Origin of the sequence: Microbacterium sp. NPDC078814, assembly GCF_040702645.1 — a bacterium.
Taxonomy (GTDB): Bacteria; Actinomycetota; Actinomycetes; order Actinomycetales; family Microbacteriaceae; genus Microbacterium.
In genome coordinates this window covers 1-1,410 of record NZ_JBFBLT010000038.1, presented here as the reverse complement: position 1 = coordinate 1,410, position 1,410 = coordinate 1, and the positions used below count along the sequence as shown (strand labels likewise).

Genomic DNA, 1,410 nt, shown 5'->3' with positions numbered 1-1,410 from the left:
GGCGTTTGCGGGTTGCGGGGTTCCTGGTCGAAACGGCCGCCTACCAACGCGCACTACACAAGGAAGGCCACTGAACATGGCGATCAACGAAGAGTACAAGGAAGCGTTGCGTGAGTTCTTCCAGCATGAGCGCGACAAAGAACTAGGACGGTGGCGCTGGCCCGACAACCCCGACTACGTGGTGTACGCGAAGGACACTGGGGACTGGCTGGTGCTCAATGAGTCCACCGGGCACACGAAGCACTACACCCATCGGGAACACGCGAATGTCGGCGGGTCCAACATGACGAAGGCCGCTCGGGCGTACTTCGAGGCGCACCCCGAGCGGAAACCCTGGCACGACGCCAAGCCCGGGGAGGTCTGGGAATTGACACTGGACGACGAGTCCGAGCACATCGTCTTCGTTCACGCCGACCGCACGGTGGGAGGCAGGGATGGGGTATCAGCAGGGGGTGCGTACTTCGACATCGATGACGCCACCGGGATCGTCTCAGGCCGTCGACTCTGGCCGGAGTCGGCCTGATGGTCACGGTTGAGGGGTGTGAGACATGTGTTCATGCGGCTGCTCATGGTGGCCCTGAGCACTTTAACCAGTCGCGCATGTGTCACTACCGCGGTCGTCTCGTCCCGCACTGCACATGCCGAGCGTGCTGGGGGTAGGCGCATGGATGACCTGACGAACCGGGTGGCGGCGGCGATGTTTGAGGCGCCCGACCCTGACGACCCCGAAGAGACCGTTTGCCCGTGGCCACCGAATCACCCGGGCGACCTCGCATGGTGGATCAGCCGCGCACAGGTCGCCATCAACACGATCAAAGGAGAACCGTGATGTCCGAGCACGACGAGATGCAGACCCTTCGGGACGAACTCGCGGCGATGACCGCCGAGAAGGAGAAGTGGCGAATCCGATGCGCTGAGGAAACGATCGCGTGGGCCGATGAGGCCACCGAGAACCGGCGATTGCGGCGCGAGTCGCAGGGCGAACCGTCCGACGCGCGTGCGTATCTCGACGACATGAATGCTCAGGGGCGCATCAAGTACGACGACTACTGCAATCTGCACGACCTCATCTCAGAACCGTGATGACCTTGCCGAAGCTGAGGACGCGGCCAAGTTTTGATGCCGTTCGTGCCGACTACCTCGCGCACACCAACCGGGCCTACACCGCGGAGCAATTCGATAACGCCGTGTCAGCCCTAGTCGCTTTCGCCGTCACCCAGGGCACACGGCATGACGAGCAGTGCGAAACACGGTGGGTGAACGGTGAGTACACCGACTGCGGCTGCACGAAACGCAACACGATCAAAGGAGAACCGTGATGGATTGGATCGCGACCGACCGGAATAGGAATCGTTGGTTCCCCTACATCATGGCGGACATCAACGGGAATCAAGATGTGCTCCTGCATCC

4 protein-coding genes are annotated in these 1,410 nt (G+C 61.9%); all 4 read left to right on the top strand.

Annotated elements, in window-relative coordinates:
- The first annotated feature begins 76 nt into the window (after nt 1–76).
- The 4 genes from AB0300_RS18830 (at nt 77) to AB0300_RS18815 (ending at nt 1,319) form a co-directional block, all read left to right on the top strand.
- Nucleotides 77–523: a hypothetical protein gene (locus tag AB0300_RS18830; RefSeq protein ID WP_366216695.1), complete on the top strand. Its 447-nt coding sequence runs from the start codon at nt 77–79 to the stop codon at nt 521–523.
- 141 nt (nt 524–664) lie between these two features.
- On the top strand, nt 665–829 hold the full coding sequence (locus AB0300_RS18825; RefSeq protein WP_366216694.1) for a hypothetical protein: 165 nt from the start codon (nt 665–667) through the stop codon (nt 827–829).
- Nucleotides 829–1,083, top strand: a complete 255-nt coding sequence (locus AB0300_RS18820; RefSeq protein WP_366216693.1) for a hypothetical protein — start codon at nt 829–831, stop codon at nt 1,081–1,083. The genes AB0300_RS18825 and AB0300_RS18820 overlap by 1 nt, the downstream gene beginning before the upstream one ends.
- The gene (locus tag AB0300_RS18815) at nt 1,083–1,319 is read left to right on the top strand and encodes a hypothetical protein (RefSeq protein ID WP_366216692.1); all 237 of its coding nucleotides are present in this window, start codon (nt 1,083–1,085) and stop codon (nt 1,317–1,319) included. Before AB0300_RS18820 ends, AB0300_RS18815 begins: the two co-directional genes overlap by 1 nt.
- Nucleotides 1,320–1,410: the final 91 nt, after the last annotated feature.